This window comes from Prevotella veroralis DSM 19559 = JCM 6290, from assembly GCF_000377625.1.
GTDB lineage: Bacteria > Bacteroidota > Bacteroidia > Bacteroidales > Bacteroidaceae > Prevotella > Prevotella veroralis.
Genome location: NZ_KB898325.1, coordinates 486,559 through 501,763, shown reverse-complemented (window position 1 = coordinate 501,763; position 15,205 = coordinate 486,559). Strand labels below are relative to the sequence as shown.

Annotated in this window: 12 protein-coding genes; 8 read left to right on the top strand and 4 right to left on the bottom strand. The window is 36.6% G+C overall.

The annotated features are described in order from the left end of the window. Nucleotides 1-18: 18 nt before the first annotated feature. From D464_RS0102245 to D464_RS0102230, 4 genes are all read right to left on the bottom strand, one after another. Nucleotides 19-2,052 carry a M13 family metallopeptidase gene (locus tag D464_RS0102245; protein WP_018909957.1) on the bottom strand — a complete coding sequence of 678 codons (2,034 nt, stop codon included), beginning with the start codon at nt 2,050-2,052 and terminating at the stop codon, nt 19-21. 105 nt (nt 2,053-2,157) lie between these two features. After that, entirely contained in the window at nt 2,158-4,206 is a 2,049-nt protein-coding gene (locus D464_RS0102240) for an ATP-binding cassette domain-containing protein (RefSeq protein ID WP_018909956.1), read from the bottom strand. Between the two features lie 250 nt (nt 4,207-4,456). Further along, nucleotides 4,457-5,656: an acyloxyacyl hydrolase gene (locus D464_RS0102235; protein ID WP_018909955.1), complete on the bottom strand. Its 1,200-nt coding sequence runs from the start codon at nt 5,654-5,656 to the stop codon at nt 4,457-4,459. Nucleotides 5,657-5,710: 54 nt separating this feature from the next. Then, nucleotides 5,711-6,460 (bottom strand): outer membrane beta-barrel protein, encoded by a 750-nt coding sequence (locus D464_RS0102230; RefSeq protein WP_018909954.1) that lies wholly within the window; start codon nt 6,458-6,460, stop codon nt 5,711-5,713. 482 nt (nt 6,461-6,942) lie between these two features. Between D464_RS0102230 and D464_RS0102225 the strand changes: the two genes are divergently transcribed. From D464_RS0102225 to D464_RS0102190, 8 genes are all read left to right on the top strand, one after another. After that, nucleotides 6,943-7,404 (top strand): DUF6078 family protein, encoded by a 462-nt coding sequence (locus D464_RS0102225; protein WP_018909953.1) that lies wholly within the window; start codon nt 6,943-6,945, stop codon nt 7,402-7,404. Nucleotides 7,405-7,706: 302 nt separating this feature from the next. Further along, nucleotides 7,707-9,242: an MATE family efflux transporter gene (locus D464_RS0102220; protein ID WP_018909952.1), complete on the top strand. Its 1,536-nt coding sequence runs from the start codon at nt 7,707-7,709 to the stop codon at nt 9,240-9,242. A gap of 108 nt (nt 9,243-9,350) precedes the next feature. Continuing rightward, nucleotides 9,351-10,238, top strand: a complete 888-nt coding sequence (locus tag D464_RS0102215) for a GT-D fold domain-containing glycosyltransferase (protein WP_018909951.1) — start codon at nt 9,351-9,353, stop codon at nt 10,236-10,238. Nucleotides 10,239-10,273: 35 nt separating this feature from the next. After that, nucleotides 10,274-11,122: an acyltransferase family protein gene (locus D464_RS0102210; protein WP_018909950.1), complete on the top strand. Its 849-nt coding sequence runs from the start codon at nt 10,274-10,276 to the stop codon at nt 11,120-11,122. A 6-nt stretch (nt 11,123-11,128) separates the two neighbouring features. Then, the gene (locus D464_RS0102205) at nt 11,129-12,148 is read left to right on the top strand and encodes a stealth family protein (RefSeq protein ID WP_018909949.1); all 1,020 of its coding nucleotides are present in this window, start codon (nt 11,129-11,131) and stop codon (nt 12,146-12,148) included. 1 nt (nt 12,149) lies between these two features. Beyond that, nucleotides 12,150-13,178 carry an acyltransferase family protein gene (locus D464_RS0102200; RefSeq protein WP_018909948.1) on the top strand — a complete coding sequence of 343 codons (1,029 nt, stop codon included), beginning with the start codon at nt 12,150-12,152 and terminating at the stop codon, nt 13,176-13,178. 148 nt (nt 13,179-13,326) lie between these two features. After that, the gene (locus tag D464_RS0102195) at nt 13,327-14,028 is read left to right on the top strand and encodes a hypothetical protein (protein ID WP_238309034.1); all 702 of its coding nucleotides are present in this window, start codon (nt 13,327-13,329) and stop codon (nt 14,026-14,028) included. Nucleotides 14,029-14,040: 12 nt separating this feature from the next. Further along, on the top strand, nt 14,041-15,204 hold the full coding sequence (locus tag D464_RS0102190) for an EpsG family protein (RefSeq protein ID WP_018909946.1): 1,164 nt from the start codon (nt 14,041-14,043) through the stop codon (nt 15,202-15,204). Nucleotide 15,205: the final 1 nt, after the last annotated feature.

The following is a 15,205-nucleotide window of genomic DNA, read 5'->3' as shown; positions in this document are numbered from 1 at the left end:
TTATATCATAAGTTTCGTTTACCAAAGTTTCAGACGTTCGTTCTCTGGGATGAAGAGCTTATCGCCCTTCTTCACGCCGAACGCCTTATACCAAGCATTAATATGAGGCAGAGCACCATTCACACGCCACTCGCCAAGAGAGTGAGGATCACTCTTCACACGACTACGAATCTCGGCCTCTGTAATATTGTTTGCCCATACACCAGCATAAGCGATGAAGAAACGCTGTTCTGGAGTAAAGCCCATGATAACCTTGCCTTTCTTGGCTTCTGGCGTCTTCTCGAAAGCATTGAAAGCCACCTCAAGACCACCATGGTCAGCAAGATTCTCACCTAATGTGAGCTTACCGTTCGCATTAAGATCAGGCAAAACCTTGATAGCACTGAAGAAGTCAGCATACTTACCTGTACGAGCCTCAAAGTTCTTTCCATCTTCTTTTGTCCACCAGTCTGTCATATTACCATCCTTATCATAATGGCGTCCTTGATCATCAAATCCGTGCGTCATCTCATGTCCAATCACCACACCAATAGCTCCATAATTGAAGGCATCATCGGCCTTAGGATCGAAGAATGGATACTGAAGAATACCTGCTGGGAAGCAAATCTCATTTGTCGTAGGATTATAATAAGCATTCACCGTTTGTGGGGTCATCAACCATTCATCCTTATCAACAGGCTTACCAGCTTTCTCTTGAATAGTTACGTTAGCCCAGAACTTACGACATGCCTGAACATTATCATAAAAAGACTTTGAGGGATCTATTGTAAGTTTACTCAAATCTTTCCACTTGTTAGGATAACCCACCTTCACATAGAAGGTAGAGAGTTTTTCAAGAGCAGCTTTCTTGGTTGGTTCACTCATCCAATCTTGTGCTTTAATACGCTCGGCAAGGCTCACCTGCAAGTTTTTAACTAATTCCTCCATACGTTTCTTACTTGACGCTGGGAAATAACGCTCACAATAAATACGTCCGAGTGGCTCGCCCATTTGTTCTTCCACTTGTCGTGTGGCACGTTTCCAACGAGGATAATCCTCCTTAGTTCCACGCATGGTCTTACTAAAGAAGTTGAAATATTCAGCACGTACATTATCACTCAAACAATTAGCTGACGACAAGATTGCATCCCATTCCATTCGAGCACGAAGTTCATCTGAATTACCAGTAGATGCCAGTTTGTCAACGCCTGCGAAGAATGAGGGTTGACCAACCACCATTGTTTGAATATCCTTACTCTGTATACCTTCAGCATTCGCCAATGATTCCAGTGGAAGATTAGGATATTTCTCCTTGAACTCATCAAGCGTCATCTTATTATAATTGGCCTCAACATCACGTAATTCTGTATTACTTTTTGAAATCAAAGCTAACATTGTTTCATAACGCATAATAGCATCACGACGTGCCTGAGCCTGTGTGTCAGAGAATCCAAAGAGTCGGAACATATTGACAATAAACTGGCGATAAGCATTACGAATCTCGCTCGTGGCTTTATCATTATCCAGATAATATTCCTTCTGACCAAGTGTTAACCCACCTTGACCAAGATTTAATATGTTCTGTTTAGCATTCTTCTGGTCGGCATCAAAACCATATCCAAAAGGTACACCATATCCAAAAGTGGCATACTTAATCTGAAGATTACGAAGATCGGTCAAGGTTTTTGCATTCTCCATCTCGTCCAACAAGGGTTTAACAGGACTTACGCCTTCCTTATTACGACGAACCGAGTCCATAGCGAGCTTATAGAAGTCGCCCAACTTCTTCTCTACAGAACCCTCCTTGCCCTGCTTTTTAAGCAAGTCTGTAAGGATGGTGTTAATCCGCTTGTTATTGTTCTCCTGTAACTGGTCGAACGAGCCAAAACGTGAGAAAGCGCCAGGAAGGGGATTGAGCTTCTGCCATCCACCTGTGGCAAACGTAAAGAAATCGTCAGCCGGACGTACCGACTTGTCGAGATTCTCTGCCTTGATTCCTGCCTGACCCTGTGCCATAGCAATAAAGGGGAGAGATGCAAGGAACATCATTGGTAAAAGTTTTTTGATACGCATAGTAAAAAAGTTTGGTTTAATTCAAAATTCATAATTCATAATTATGATTACCGATGTGGGTAATGTTAAACATCAAAGTTCAAAGTTTCAAAGTTTCAGGCTTTTTCAAAGTTTCAGAGTTTCCAACTCTTCCGACAGTATGAGCCATCTATCGTTTTCCTCATCAAGTTCACGCTGGAGGTTGGTATATTCCGTCACGAGCTCCATATTCGAGGCATTCTCGGGTGTCATCAATAGATCATCCAATTCTTTCTTACGTGTCTCCAACTTGGCTATCTTGCTTTCGGATTCCTCCACGGCACGTTGAGCCTTACGAATCTTCTTCTGTATCTCTTTGCGTTCAGCGTAGGATAAGGCCCCCTCCGACTCCCCCGACAGGGGGAGAGACAAGTTTGCAAGTTCTTTGTTGAGATGTGGAGGAAGTTTTAAAGCACCCTTATCCTCTCGTGTGCGCATAGGCACTCCCCTCCTTTCGGAGGGGTTGGGGGAGGCTGCACTCCCTCTCTCTGTAGGAGAGGGGTTTAGCTGGGTGAGACTTTTCAACCAATCATAGATTCCACCTAAATGCTCTCTCACCTTACCACCACCAAACTCATAGACCTTACTTACCAATCCATCGAGGAACTCACGATCGTGACTCACGATAATTGCCGTACCATCAAAGGCTTTGATGGCTTCCTTCAACACTTCCTTTGAGGCGATATCGAGGTGATTGGTAGGCTCATCAAGGATAAGAAGATTCACGGGCTCAAGCAAGAGTTTGATCATCGCTAAGCGTGAACGCTCGCCTCCTGAAAGTACCTTGACGTATTTCTCCGACGTCTCTCCACCGAACATGAACGCACCTAGCAAATCATTGATTTTCAATCGCATATCACCTGTGGCGACCCTATCAATCGTCTCATAGATCGTAAGGTTCTCATCTAACAATTGTGCCTGATTCTGTGCGAAATAACCTATCTGTACGTTATGACCTATCTTCAGCGTACCATCAAAAGGAATCTCGCCCATGATACACTTCACGAAAGTAGACTTTCCTTCACCATTCTTACCGACGAACGCCACTTTCTCGCCTCGTTTGATAATCAGGTCCACCCCCTCAAACACCGTCTGACCCGGTCCATCACTATGCAATCTATTGGGATAGGTCTTCCCTAAGCCTTCAGCAATGATCGGATAATCTCCACTTCTCAGACATGGAGGAAACTTCAGACGCATAGCTGAATTATCCACCTCGTCCACTTCTATTGGCACAATCTTCTCCAACTGACGAATGCGTTGTTGAACCTGTACGGCTTTGGTGGCTTGATAACGGAAACGCTCAATAAACGCCTTTGTATCGGCAATCTCCTTCTGTTGGTTCTCATACGCACGAAGCTGTTGTTCACGACGCTCTTTTCGAAGAACGAGATACTCGTCATACTTCACACGATAGTCTTCCACATGCCCACAGGTTATCTCCAGTGTACGATTCGTGACATTATTGACAAATGCTCGGTCATGGCTCACAAGCACAACGGCCTTGGCACTCTGTGCAAGAAATTGTTCCAGCCATTGGATGGACTCAATATCAAGGTGGTTCGTTGGCTCATCCAATAGGAGTACGTCTGGACGACGGAGAAGAATCTTCGCCAATTCAATACGCATACGCCATCCACCAGAGAACTCACGTGTAGGACGATCAAAATCATCACGCGTAAAACCTAAACCTGTCAAAGTTCGTTCAATCTCGGCCTCATAATTCTCGCCTCCCATCATGATATAACGTTCGTGCTCGGTCGTAAAACGCTCAACGAGTTCGGAATAGCTATCACTCTCATAATCAGTACGCTCGGCCATCTCCTGCTCCATCCTCTTGAGCTTCTCCTCCATCTTTGTCTTGTCAGCGAAAGCCTTACGCGTCTCCTCCTTCACGGTCGTATCGTCAGAAAGTTTCATCACCTGTGGCAGGTATCCAATCGTCAAATCATTGGGTACTGAGACAGTACCACTTGTTGGTTTCTGAAGACCACACAAGATTTTCAACATCGTTGATTTTCCAGCTCCATTCTTACCCACTAAGGCTATCCTATCTCGTTCATTGACGACGAATGAAACATCCTTAAACAATGGCTTCACGCCGAATTCCACCGTCAGTCCGTCTATTGATATCATTTCTTAATACTTATTCTAATCTTTACCTTTGCAAAGGTAATATTAATTTCTGATAACTACACATCCGAAGAAATAAAACATGGTATTTAAGAAGAGCATTATTTCATACCAAGAAAGGTGTTTCTTCAGACTCTAAGTAGATGTATTTGCGTGTCATCTATGCATAAGCCTCTCCCTTAATATTGCAAAATAACACTCTGTTAAGTGCTTCCTTTCTGAAATAGAGGAGAGGATGAGACCTTTTATCTCTCTATAATCTAACTGGCATTGAGATTTGTAACTCCGTAAAATCGGCTTTTGTAGCATGAGCATTTACACTGAATCCGAGCGTTAATCTTTTCAGTTTGGGGAAACTATAGAAGACACCCACTTGCTCGTGATAAGGATATTCAAGTCCGTGATTGGCACTATATCCCATGTGTCGGTAAAGATAATAACCGAGTGTGACGCGAACGGAAACATTCCCATAGTAAACCTCGTGACGAGCCTCGATGCTTGCCGACCACGGACTATGTTTCTCGTCAGTATGTCCGTTTTCTTTATCCATTCTTGCTATCCGATGCGCATATTCGCCGTAGAATAGTCCGACGCCTATCCCCGACGCCCAACGACGAGCGTAGCGATAGAGGATATGTGTGTGAAAGGAGTAAGCTCCGTAATAAGTAAAATGTTCTTTACGATAATCAGGCTGTCCTTGAGGAGTATTGAACTGAGTTTGTAGCCATTCCTCAAGTAATGTCTTTCCACCTAGCCCGAGGGTAAACTCGGTGAACCAATATTTCTGAAAGGGTTTAGTTTCATTAGTATTACGTTTCGCAATGTGGTTTGTGGCTTGTTGAGGCTCGTAAACAAGCCCTAAGAACGGACCTAAGTAATTTGCGCCTTTGTTGGGTCGCGCCATAGCTCCATTGCTGTGATGTGCGAAGTCTAATCCGCCCTTTACACTCCATTCTTTCGCTATCTTAACTTGTCCGTACAAGCCAGCGTTGAAATAAATATTCAGGTGTGAGCCGATATATTCATTATCTATATCGTTCTTCTGATTATATTTAAGGCTTGTGTAGGCAATACCTGTTCCTAGATAATAGCCCCATTGCCAGTGCTTGCTTCGATAGAGTGGTCGGTTGAAGGTGCCGTATAAGGTGAGGAAGTTCCCCAGCTTACTGGTATAGTTTACAGGCTGTGCTTCGCCCCATGGATCATCCCTGTGCATGGTTGTTCCATGGTTGAGATGATAGCGGAGACCGAATGAGAAAGTGGGATAGTTATAGTCGTGTGCATACGCATTCTTGGTAGGCGTAATGTTTATTTGTGCGGCCCAAGAATGCGTGTCTTTCGTCTTAGTCCAAATGCGTGGTTCCTTATCTAGAGTGAGCGTTTGTGCAGGGATATAACGGAACTCTATCCCCATCTTCGCAATGGAGAGCGAGTCATTCTCCTCTGCTGACATATTGATCGAAAGGGTAGAGAGAAGTATGAGGATAGCAGTTCTCACCTTATTATATTATAGCACTTTAATCCTGTAGCCCAATGTTACCTCAAACATATTATTGCGGGCATTCCTCATGAGCTCTTGAGCTTCAGCATCGCGCGCTAGCTTCCTAAAGTAGAGATTATAGCGTGCTTCAATCTGCCATTGGCTCCATTCGTAGCTAACACCCAATGAAATCGCTACATCACCTTTATATATATGGTCTTTTAGGTTATGCTTCGTGCCATCATCCAGTTTCGCTTTAGCACTGATTATATAGCTAGTGTGCAAACCTGTTGTGAAACTCCATGGGAGGTCTATCCAAGGATACCAACGCACAATATAATTGGTGTTGAGATAATCTAACTTAAAGTCGTATGAACCATATTCGCGTGTTGTTGTTATGCCCGATACATCGGTAGTAGTAAGGGTGCGGTGGACGCCTGATGAACCTTGATGGCTGTATTGCGTCTCTACATCTATGGCAATATTCTTAGTTAAGAACATTTCCATATAGACTCCACCAATAAGACCTATCTTGACCTTCCCATCAATACCTGGGAGATTAGATAAATTTAGTCCAATCTTAGGTACAGCATAGATATCCCACTGCTCGTGCTCGCCTGTAGGCTTAGTATCTTGTACGATAGCATCTTTTACTTCCTTGATGCCCCCCTTAACTGCCTGCCCAATCTGCTTCGTGTTATCTTTGTTCAGCACTTGTGCCTGCCCGTTTGTTAATGCCATAAACAATATGGCTGTAATCAATAGAATCCTTTTCATTCCTTAGTGTAACTGATTTGTATGCAAAGTTAGTTATTTTTCTCTAAATAGCTGATTTGTATGCACTTTATTCTATCTCAAACAGGGAATATCATTTGTACTCCCCATAATTTTCACTTGCAAATAAGATTATTCTATTGGTATTTTTTCTCTTTTCGAAGATTTTATATAATTTTGCAGTGAAAATAAAAGGAATTAGAACTATTAACAAAAGAGATTCTGCGAATGAAATCCATCTACTGAATTGACCAGCACAGTTTTAATTGTTTGAGTTAACGATTGTTACTGTATCCTGTCTATATGTTTTTGCATTTTCGTTCTTATGCGGAGAAATCATGATAGTTGTCAGCCTGCAAACGAATCATCGTTTGTAGGGAGGATATGATATCTCCTCTTTTTAACCTTAATAGGTTATCTACATCTTCTTTGTTTTGTTCCCCTTCCTTTATTCATCTAAGTATATTTAATATTATGATTAACCAATGGTAACAAACGAATCATTGTTCTTAGAAACTTTCCCTAAGAGTTATGAAGCCTGCTTTTTGGAATCTTGTTCTGTTAAAGAGAACTGCTTGCATCATTTATATTTCAAACTACAGCCATCTACCAATACATGGGGTGGAGCTATTTATCCTTCCGCTCTCTTACCAGAGAACCTTGTGAATGGTTGTTGTAAGAAATTTCAAGATAAAAGGTTAGTTACTTGTTATGCAGGCTTCACCCATTTCTTTGGCGAGGTGCGCCGTAAAGATTTACCCGATCTTCGCAATGAGATATATTCCTATTTTCGTGAACGCAGTAATTTCTATCGTTATGGCAATGCTGAGATTGGTTATCTCTTTACATGTCGGATGGCAGAAGACGTTAAAGGTATATTCAAAAAATATGGTTACGAAGCACCCCGATACGAAAGGACATTTGCGTCTTTATCTTTTCACGAATAAAAATAGACTCGGTTAAACTATAAAAGTCTTTTAATTCATTCATAATAAATCATCATTTATCTCTGTCCGACAGTTCCATACACTCTTTCCGAAGGTTTCGGACAATGTGTCCGTTTACTTAGGAAAGTATATAAAGAGTGCTTTAGGGAAGTATAAATATAGCCTTTATAACTTGTATAAAGTTTTATTCTTAAAAGATACGTGGGAAGTTATATTTACATAAAAAGAGAGATTTAAAAGTGTTTTTATAATTGAATGACAGGTTTAAGAAGCCTTTCTTATACTTAAGTATTTCTTACTATATGTCAGAAACAATATCTTCAAATAAAACAATAGCAAAAAACACATTGCTTACGTATATAAGATTGCTGTTTAATCTTATAGTATCTCTTTATACTTCGCGTGTAATACTTCAGGTATTGGGTGTTGATGACCTTGGAACATATCAGGTTGTTGGTGGCATTGTTTCTATATTTACTTTTATTGGGGTGGCAATGGCTGGTGCTACTTCTCGTTTTCTTGCATACGAAATACCATTAGGCAATATAGAACGTTTAAAAAAGACATTTTCGGCTTCTTTAAATGTTAGTATAATTTCTGCAATTCTATTAGTTCTTGTAGCAGAAACTATTGGAATATGGTTAGTTATTAATGTCTTGTCGATTCCGCCTGGTCGGGAGAATGCAGCAATGATAGTCTATCAATTTTCCATTCTTTCAACAGTTTTTACTTTTTTGCAAACACCATATAATGCAACGCTTATAGCACATGAGAAAATCTCAGTTTTTGCATATATAGGAATTCTTGATACAATTTTAAAATTGTTGATTTGTTATTTTGTTTTAGTACTTCCTATGGATAAGTTGATTGCTTATGCAGTTTTAATAGCATTAACAGGAGCTACTATACAGCTTATATATTGGATATATTGTAAACGTCATTTTGAAGAGTGTGTTTTCTCATGGAAGGTTGATAAAGAAGTAATGAAACCATTACTTACATTTTCAGGGTGGGACTTGTTTAATAATTTTTGTTTTGGTGCAAAACAACAAGGATTAAACATCTTGCTTAATACGTTTTTCTCTGTCGCTATAAATGCTGCTTGTGGATTCTCAAATACAATTTATGCTGCAATAAGAGGATTTGCAAATAACTTCATGATTTCAGTAAGGCCAGTTATGACAAAGTGTTATTCTATCAAGGATTATGGAAGAATGCAAGAACTAATTATAGATAGTTCAAAGTTCTCTTTTTCCTTAATGCTTTTGTTATCAATGCCTTTCTTCCTTGAAGGCGATTTTATAGTAACGTTATGGCTTAAAAACCCGCCTAATTGGACCGTTATTTTTTGTCAGTTACAATTGGCTACTTGTATCATTTCTGTTTTATTTTCTCCTGTATATTACGGCATTGTTGCTACAGGTAAAAATAAACTCTATGCGTTACAGGATAGTTTCTTAATGTTATTATCATTACCTATAACTTTTTTTTTCCTTAAAGCTGGATATAGTCCGTTAGTGCCTTTTATTGTTTTAATTGTTATAGAGTTGATTAAGTCTAACCTATACGTATATATATTAAAAAAGAATATTCCTAACTACAAGATAACAGTTTTTTATCGTAGAAGTGTTCTTCCATGTTCTTTTATAGCAATTTTTTGTGTATCTTTAGTATTAGTGTGTAGTCTGTTGTTTAAACAAAGTGGATGGTTAAGATTCATAATTGTTTGCTTATTATCAACGTTTTCTATAATCTTTATGTCTTATTTTTTTTTATTGCGTACGTCTTATAAGCAAATATGTTTAAATAAAATACGTTCTATTTTCAAGCTAATGTAGAACAATTTTAAAATAGCTTTTTTACTTTAAAAAGTAGTACATAATGTGCTATATTATCTTTTCTAATGTAAAAATAGATATCCTATTATATAATTAAAATTTTATTTTATGATTAAAAGACTTTTTAAAAGCTTATATTGGCGTTTATATTACCGTCCTTTTGGTACTTATAGGCTTAATCAATGGAAAAAACCAGAAATAGATGATATATACGTATCATTAGAGAAGTTAATACAGACTGATAAGTCTTTAGCTCGGTTTGGTAATGGAGAGTTTGATATTATATGGGGACTTTCTGAAGGCTTTCAAAAACCGAGTGAGAGTTTAGGTACTCGTTTAAAAGAAATACTACATTCTCAAAGTGATAACTTGTTGATTGGTATTACTGATTTTTATCATCATATACCTAACTTGCAACCACATGAGCAAACTTTTGCATATACTTGGACAAGAAGAAATGCCAATCGCATTATTAAACTTTTAGGACAAGGAGGACACTATGTTAATACATATGTTTCACGTCCTTATTCTTCTTATACAGATGTTGATGTTGCTGCTTATATTGAGAAGTTTAAAACTATTTGGCATGGCAAACCACTCTATGTAATTGAAGGTGAAAAATGTAGAGTAGGTGTAGGAAATAATTTATTCGATAACGCTTTATATGTAAAGCGTATTGAGGCACCAGCTGAGAATGCATGGGATAAATATGATGATATTTTAGACGCAGCTAAGAAACTAATACCTAAAGGCTCTATAATATTCATGGCATTGGGAGCTACAGCAACGGTTTTAGCTTATGATTTAGCAGCTTTAGGTTATAAAGCTATGGACTTAGGTCATCTTGATATTGAATATGAATATTATCGTTACAAAGCTACTGGCAAAATGAAGATACCAGGAAAGTATGTAAACGAGGTGGAAGGTGGAAGTGAAGTTGATGATTTGATTTTGGATGACGACTTCAAGAAGTCTATTCTTTGTGTAATTAAATGAGTAGAATTAATTTATAGATAAGATCCCTTTGTAACATGAAAAAAAATTCTGTAGTGATCTATTTTAGAGTTATAGCAATGCTTATGATAGTCATATTTCATTGTTATTGTTATAATTTAGGAGTATGGCCATTTCTTATAGATTCTCCTCCTCCTTATGGTTATTCTTTTTCTCCCCTTATATTTAGTACTTTAGGTCTGTCTATTTTTGTGGTTATTTCAGGTTATTTATATGGATTTGGATTCTTTCACTTACTTAAATACAAAAATAATTCAGAATTCCTTAAGAAGAAATTTTCACGATTAATAGTTCCTTATATATTTTGGGCACTAATAACGTATGTCTCTTTTCCCACATCTGTTTATTGGAAACAATTATTTGGGGGAATAGCTCACCTTTGGTTTCTATTAATGCTATTTAATTGTTTTTTTATAGCAACAATGACAAGAAACCTTTGGAAAAATCTTGGGAGGCTTTGCTCAGTGTGCTTGATTATCTTTTTATATCTTATAACTTTTTTACAAAAAAATGCTTTCTTAAATCATTTGTGGCCTTTAGCTATTAATAAAAGTATACCTTGGCTTTATCTTTTCTTTTTAGGAATTTTCTTGGGGAAATATATGTTTCTCCAAAAGATATCTGCACATCTAAAACAAGACCCTCCACGTTGGATTTTATTTATGGATCGTAATTCTATGGGCGTATATATTCTTCATCATACATTTATTTGGCTTGCGATATATTATACAACACCTATCAGAGAGTTTATGATTAATAATCCTGTATTTGGTCCTTGGTGGTTATTTTTAATCGTATTACCATTAAGTTTATTATGCTCAGAATATATTAGTAAATTAAAATATTCAAAATATATATTTGGTTAAATATAAATGAACATTGATTTTGTAATTTATTGGGTTGATGGTTCTGATGTTGAATGGCAGAAGAAGAAAGCACTTTATAAAGGTACTCCTTTCCAGAATGCTGATGCAAGATATAGAGATTGGAATATCCTGAAATATTGGTTTAGAGCTATAGAAGAGTTTACCCCATGGGTACATCATATTTATTTTGTGGCAGATAATCAAAAGCCTAAATGGTTAAATTGGGATAATCCAAAGTTGACTTATGTTGATCATAAAGATTTTATTCCTCATGAGTTTCTTCCAACTTTTCAGGCCAATACTATAGAGAATAATCTTTATCGTATTCCGAGGTTAAGTGAGCATTTTGTGGTATTCAACGATGATATGTTTATTAATACGCCTATTGCTCCTGAATATTATTTTAAGAATGGTTTACCATGTGATGCTCCGTTTGAACATGTGTTCACTCCGCGGTGTTATTTTCCAGAGATTGATGGTTGGGGAATAAATATTATGGAGTTTTGTGATACGCAGGTTGTTAATGCACATTTTAATAGAAAAGAAGTAACTAAAACCAATCCTAAAGGGTGGTATGGAAGCTATTTGGGATGGAAATATCGTTTACAAGCCTATCTGATACGTCTTTTTAGACGAACAGAATTTCAGCATTTCTATACCCCTCACAATGAAAAAGCATTTTTAAAATCAGTATATGAGGAGGCATGGAGCAAAGAAGGGGATATGTTGGCTAAAAGTTGTACTAAATTTCGTGAGGAGGTTAGTTTGAATAATTATTTCTTCCGTTATTGGCAGCTTGCATCAAATAAGTTCTATCCAGAGAATAATATCATGCAGAAGCAGGTTGTGCAGCTAGCAACATTTTCCTTATCTCTCTTAGAGAGTAAATTAAATGACACTAATATAAAGTCGCTCTGTGTAAATGACTCTTCATTTTGTGATTATGAAGATTATATGCGGGCAAAACCGTTAGTTATAAGTCTGTTTGAGAAGAAATTTCCACGTAAGTCTTTATTTGAATTATAATATGAACGAACGTTTTTTCTCAAAAGATAATACTTCTGCATTAAAGGGTGTGGCAATTCTTTTCATGGTATTTGCCCATCTATTTAATAGGATAGAGTTTTGCGATCTTAGTAATCCACTTTTATATATTCAAGGTGAGCCGTTGGTTCATTATATGATTTTTGCAATGAATCCTGTTGACTTTTTTATGGTATTGAGTGGTTATGGACTTTATTATACTTTTAGCCACGGTAGAAGAAATAATTTAAAAAGGATTCTCAAGCTTTATATTCATTATTGGATAACATTGATAATCTTTGTAAGTATAGGTTTCTTTGTTTTAGGTAGAGATAAATATCCAGGCTCCTTTTTAGATATAATTTATAATTATATAGGGTGGAAGAATAGTTATAATCATGAGACATGGTTTTTATTACCCTATGTTTTATTAACATTGTCAAGTACAAAGATATTTGCAGTTTGCGACAAGTTTAATCCAATAAAGGTTTTTCTTTTTTCATTTTGTACTTATATCTTAGTTAGACTATCTTCTCGGTATAGTTCAGGTTTGACAGAGTCCTATAAGGTGTTTAAGTGGGTTGACTCTTACCTTACCTTGCAGTTTCCTTTCATTCTTGGTATGTTATTGTCTAAGTGTTGGAATTATTCTGATTTCAAGAAGAGATTATCATTTAAATTTAATAAGAACTATATTTTAATATTTGTTTTGATAATATTATTTGTTGGTATTATCTTGGTAAGATATAAGTATCAGTCAATATTTTACCCTTTCTATACAGTTTTATTTATTATGTTTTTTTCTTTGCTTCACAGGTTCTCTTGGGTAGATAAAATCCTTATGGAGTTGGGAAAGCGTTCAACAAGTATATGGCTTATCCATACCTATTTCTGTTATTATCTCTTTCAAAATTTTATATATAGTTTTAAATATCCGATTATTATTTTTATAGTACTTATGACTATAAGCTGGATGTGTGCTATTGTTATAGATAAACTAAACTTAATAATTCAGAAAGCATTAATTAGCTGACACAAGTTTAGTTGGAGGTGAAATGTAAATAAATATTAAAATGGAATATTCAATAGTAGTAAATACATGTGATTCGTATTCAGATTGTTGGGAACCTTTCTTTAAGTTGTTTTCAGAGTTCTGGAAAGACTGTAAAGGAGAAATATTTTTGAATACAGAGTATAAGGATTATTTTTTCCCTGGTTTAGATATAACACCAACAAAGGTCTGTGAGAAGCGTAATTTTCCAAAGGATAAGAGAATGCCTTGGTCCTTATGTCTGAAAGATGCTATTATGCAGACTGATACCGATATTGTGTTGTATATGCAAGAGGATTACTTCTTAAAGGCTCCAGTACAGAATCAATTGGTTGAAGAGTTTGTACAATTTATGGAGGAGCACCCAGAAGTAAAATGCCTTCATATATTGAATTGGCAGGGATATGGTACAGAGGAGTCACCCTATAAAGGATTCAAACAAATTCCTGTTGGACATCCCTATCGTATGAGTTGTCAGGCTGCATTATGGAGAAGAGAAGAACTTTTAGAGATTCTTGCTGATAATGAAAGTGGTTGGGATACTGAAAAGTTCGCTTCTCGTCGTTCATCAATATTAGGGCATATATACTTAGCAGTTGATCCAACTTGGATAATTGAGGATTGCTATGAGGTTATCCCTTATATCTATACAGGTATAGAAGGGGGAAAATGGGATCGTAGAAACATTTACAAGATGGATTGTCTGTTTAAGAAATATGGTATAGATGTAGATTTTCAACAGAGAGGTATTTCCAAGCCTGTTCCTTTTTTTAAGCGTGTAAAGAATCGACTGCGTATTTGGAGGCGTGAATTTAATATCAGAAATGCATAAAAGTTTTTATTCATGGGTATTTATCTTTTAGTATTTATAATTGGTTTGTTATATTTCCTTTTTGTAGGAGGAAATAAAAATTTGGCTAAAGATGGACGTCTCTTGGCTATTTACTTTATCTATTTAGCTTTGTTTGTAGGATTGGGCGATATGATTGGAGGCTATGATCGATATATTTATAGTGAATCTTTTGATTTTATTGCAGATATTACGTGGGGAGATAGAAATTATGCCAATGCGATTTATCTTGTAAATGGAAATGAATTTGGATATTTTATTTGGCAGATATTGTTGAGTTTTATAACGACTAATCGGTATATTTTTATACTATTTACAACAATCTTGATTTATGCTCTATTTTATAGATCATTTGTCAAGTATATAGATAACTATCCCTTTGCCTGTATCATATTCTTAGGACTGATGTTTTTCTTTACGATGACATATCTGAGGCAAATGATATCTATTGGTATTGTCTGGCAGGGAATAGAACATATTTGGAAACGTAATGCTATAAGGTTTTTCCTCTATGTTGCTCTTGCATCAACATTCCATACAGCTGTTCTTATATTTGGAATAATCTATTTTATACCATTGAGAAAGTATTCAAAAAAAAGTATTATGCGGGTATTGATTACTTGTCTTCTAATAGGTCTTACTCCAATTCCTAATATGCTACTTGCTGGTGCTGAAGATACAACAGGAAAAACAGCTGGCTATACAGATCAAGATCAAGGATTTAGAATTGAGTATGTTTTAGAGGTAATATTCTTTATCTTTATTATCTTTAAAAATTATAGGTATATCAATGAGGATAAAAAGACATTGACTTTCCTAAATATGTGCTATGCTTTATGTGCAATTCTTTTTGTCTTCATGCGTTTCGGACAAGGTGGACGTTTTGCATGGTCATTCTTCTTGGGTATTTTCTATGTGATGTCAAAGTTACTATGTCAGAGAAGAATCTCTTCTGTGAATAGAGGTCTTGTTATTATAGTGTTCTTTGCATTGTTTGTACGTATTAACAATGCATGGGTTCCAATGCAAGTTCCTTATAAAACATTTTTGACAAACGGAGTTCCTGCAGGTAATGGTATTCTATATAATAAGTTTGAATACGATGATAATTATACTATCAATAAATTATATAGACCTGCATTCACATTTACAAAATAGA

Coding starts and splice junctions, on each gene's coding strand:
- D464_RS0102245 (WP_018909957.1), bottom strand. CDS start 2,052: ATGCGTATCAAAAAACTTTTACCAATGATGTTCCTTGCATCTCTCCCC.
- D464_RS0102240 (WP_018909956.1), bottom strand. CDS start 4,206: ATGATATCAATAGACGGACTGACGGTGGAATTCGGCGTGAAGCCATTG.
- D464_RS0102235 (WP_018909955.1), bottom strand. CDS start 5,656: ATGTCAGCAGAGGAGAATGACTCGCTCTCCATTGCGAAGATGGGGATA.
- D464_RS0102230 (WP_018909954.1), bottom strand. CDS start 6,460: ATGAAAAGGATTCTATTGATTACAGCCATATTGTTTATGGCATTAACA.
- D464_RS0102225 (WP_018909953.1), top strand. CDS start 6,943: ATGGTAACAAACGAATCATTGTTCTTAGAAACTTTCCCTAAGAGTTAT.
- D464_RS0102220 (WP_018909952.1), top strand. CDS start 7,707: ATGTCAGAAACAATATCTTCAAATAAAACAATAGCAAAAAACACATTG.
- D464_RS0102215 (WP_018909951.1), top strand. CDS start 9,351: ATGATTAAAAGACTTTTTAAAAGCTTATATTGGCGTTTATATTACCGT.
- D464_RS0102210 (WP_018909950.1), top strand. CDS start 10,274: ATGAAAAAAAATTCTGTAGTGATCTATTTTAGAGTTATAGCAATGCTT.
- D464_RS0102205 (WP_018909949.1), top strand. CDS start 11,129: ATGAACATTGATTTTGTAATTTATTGGGTTGATGGTTCTGATGTTGAA.
- D464_RS0102200 (WP_018909948.1), top strand. CDS start 12,150: ATGAACGAACGTTTTTTCTCAAAAGATAATACTTCTGCATTAAAGGGT.
- D464_RS0102190 (WP_018909946.1), top strand. CDS start 14,041: ATGGGTATTTATCTTTTAGTATTTATAATTGGTTTGTTATATTTCCTT.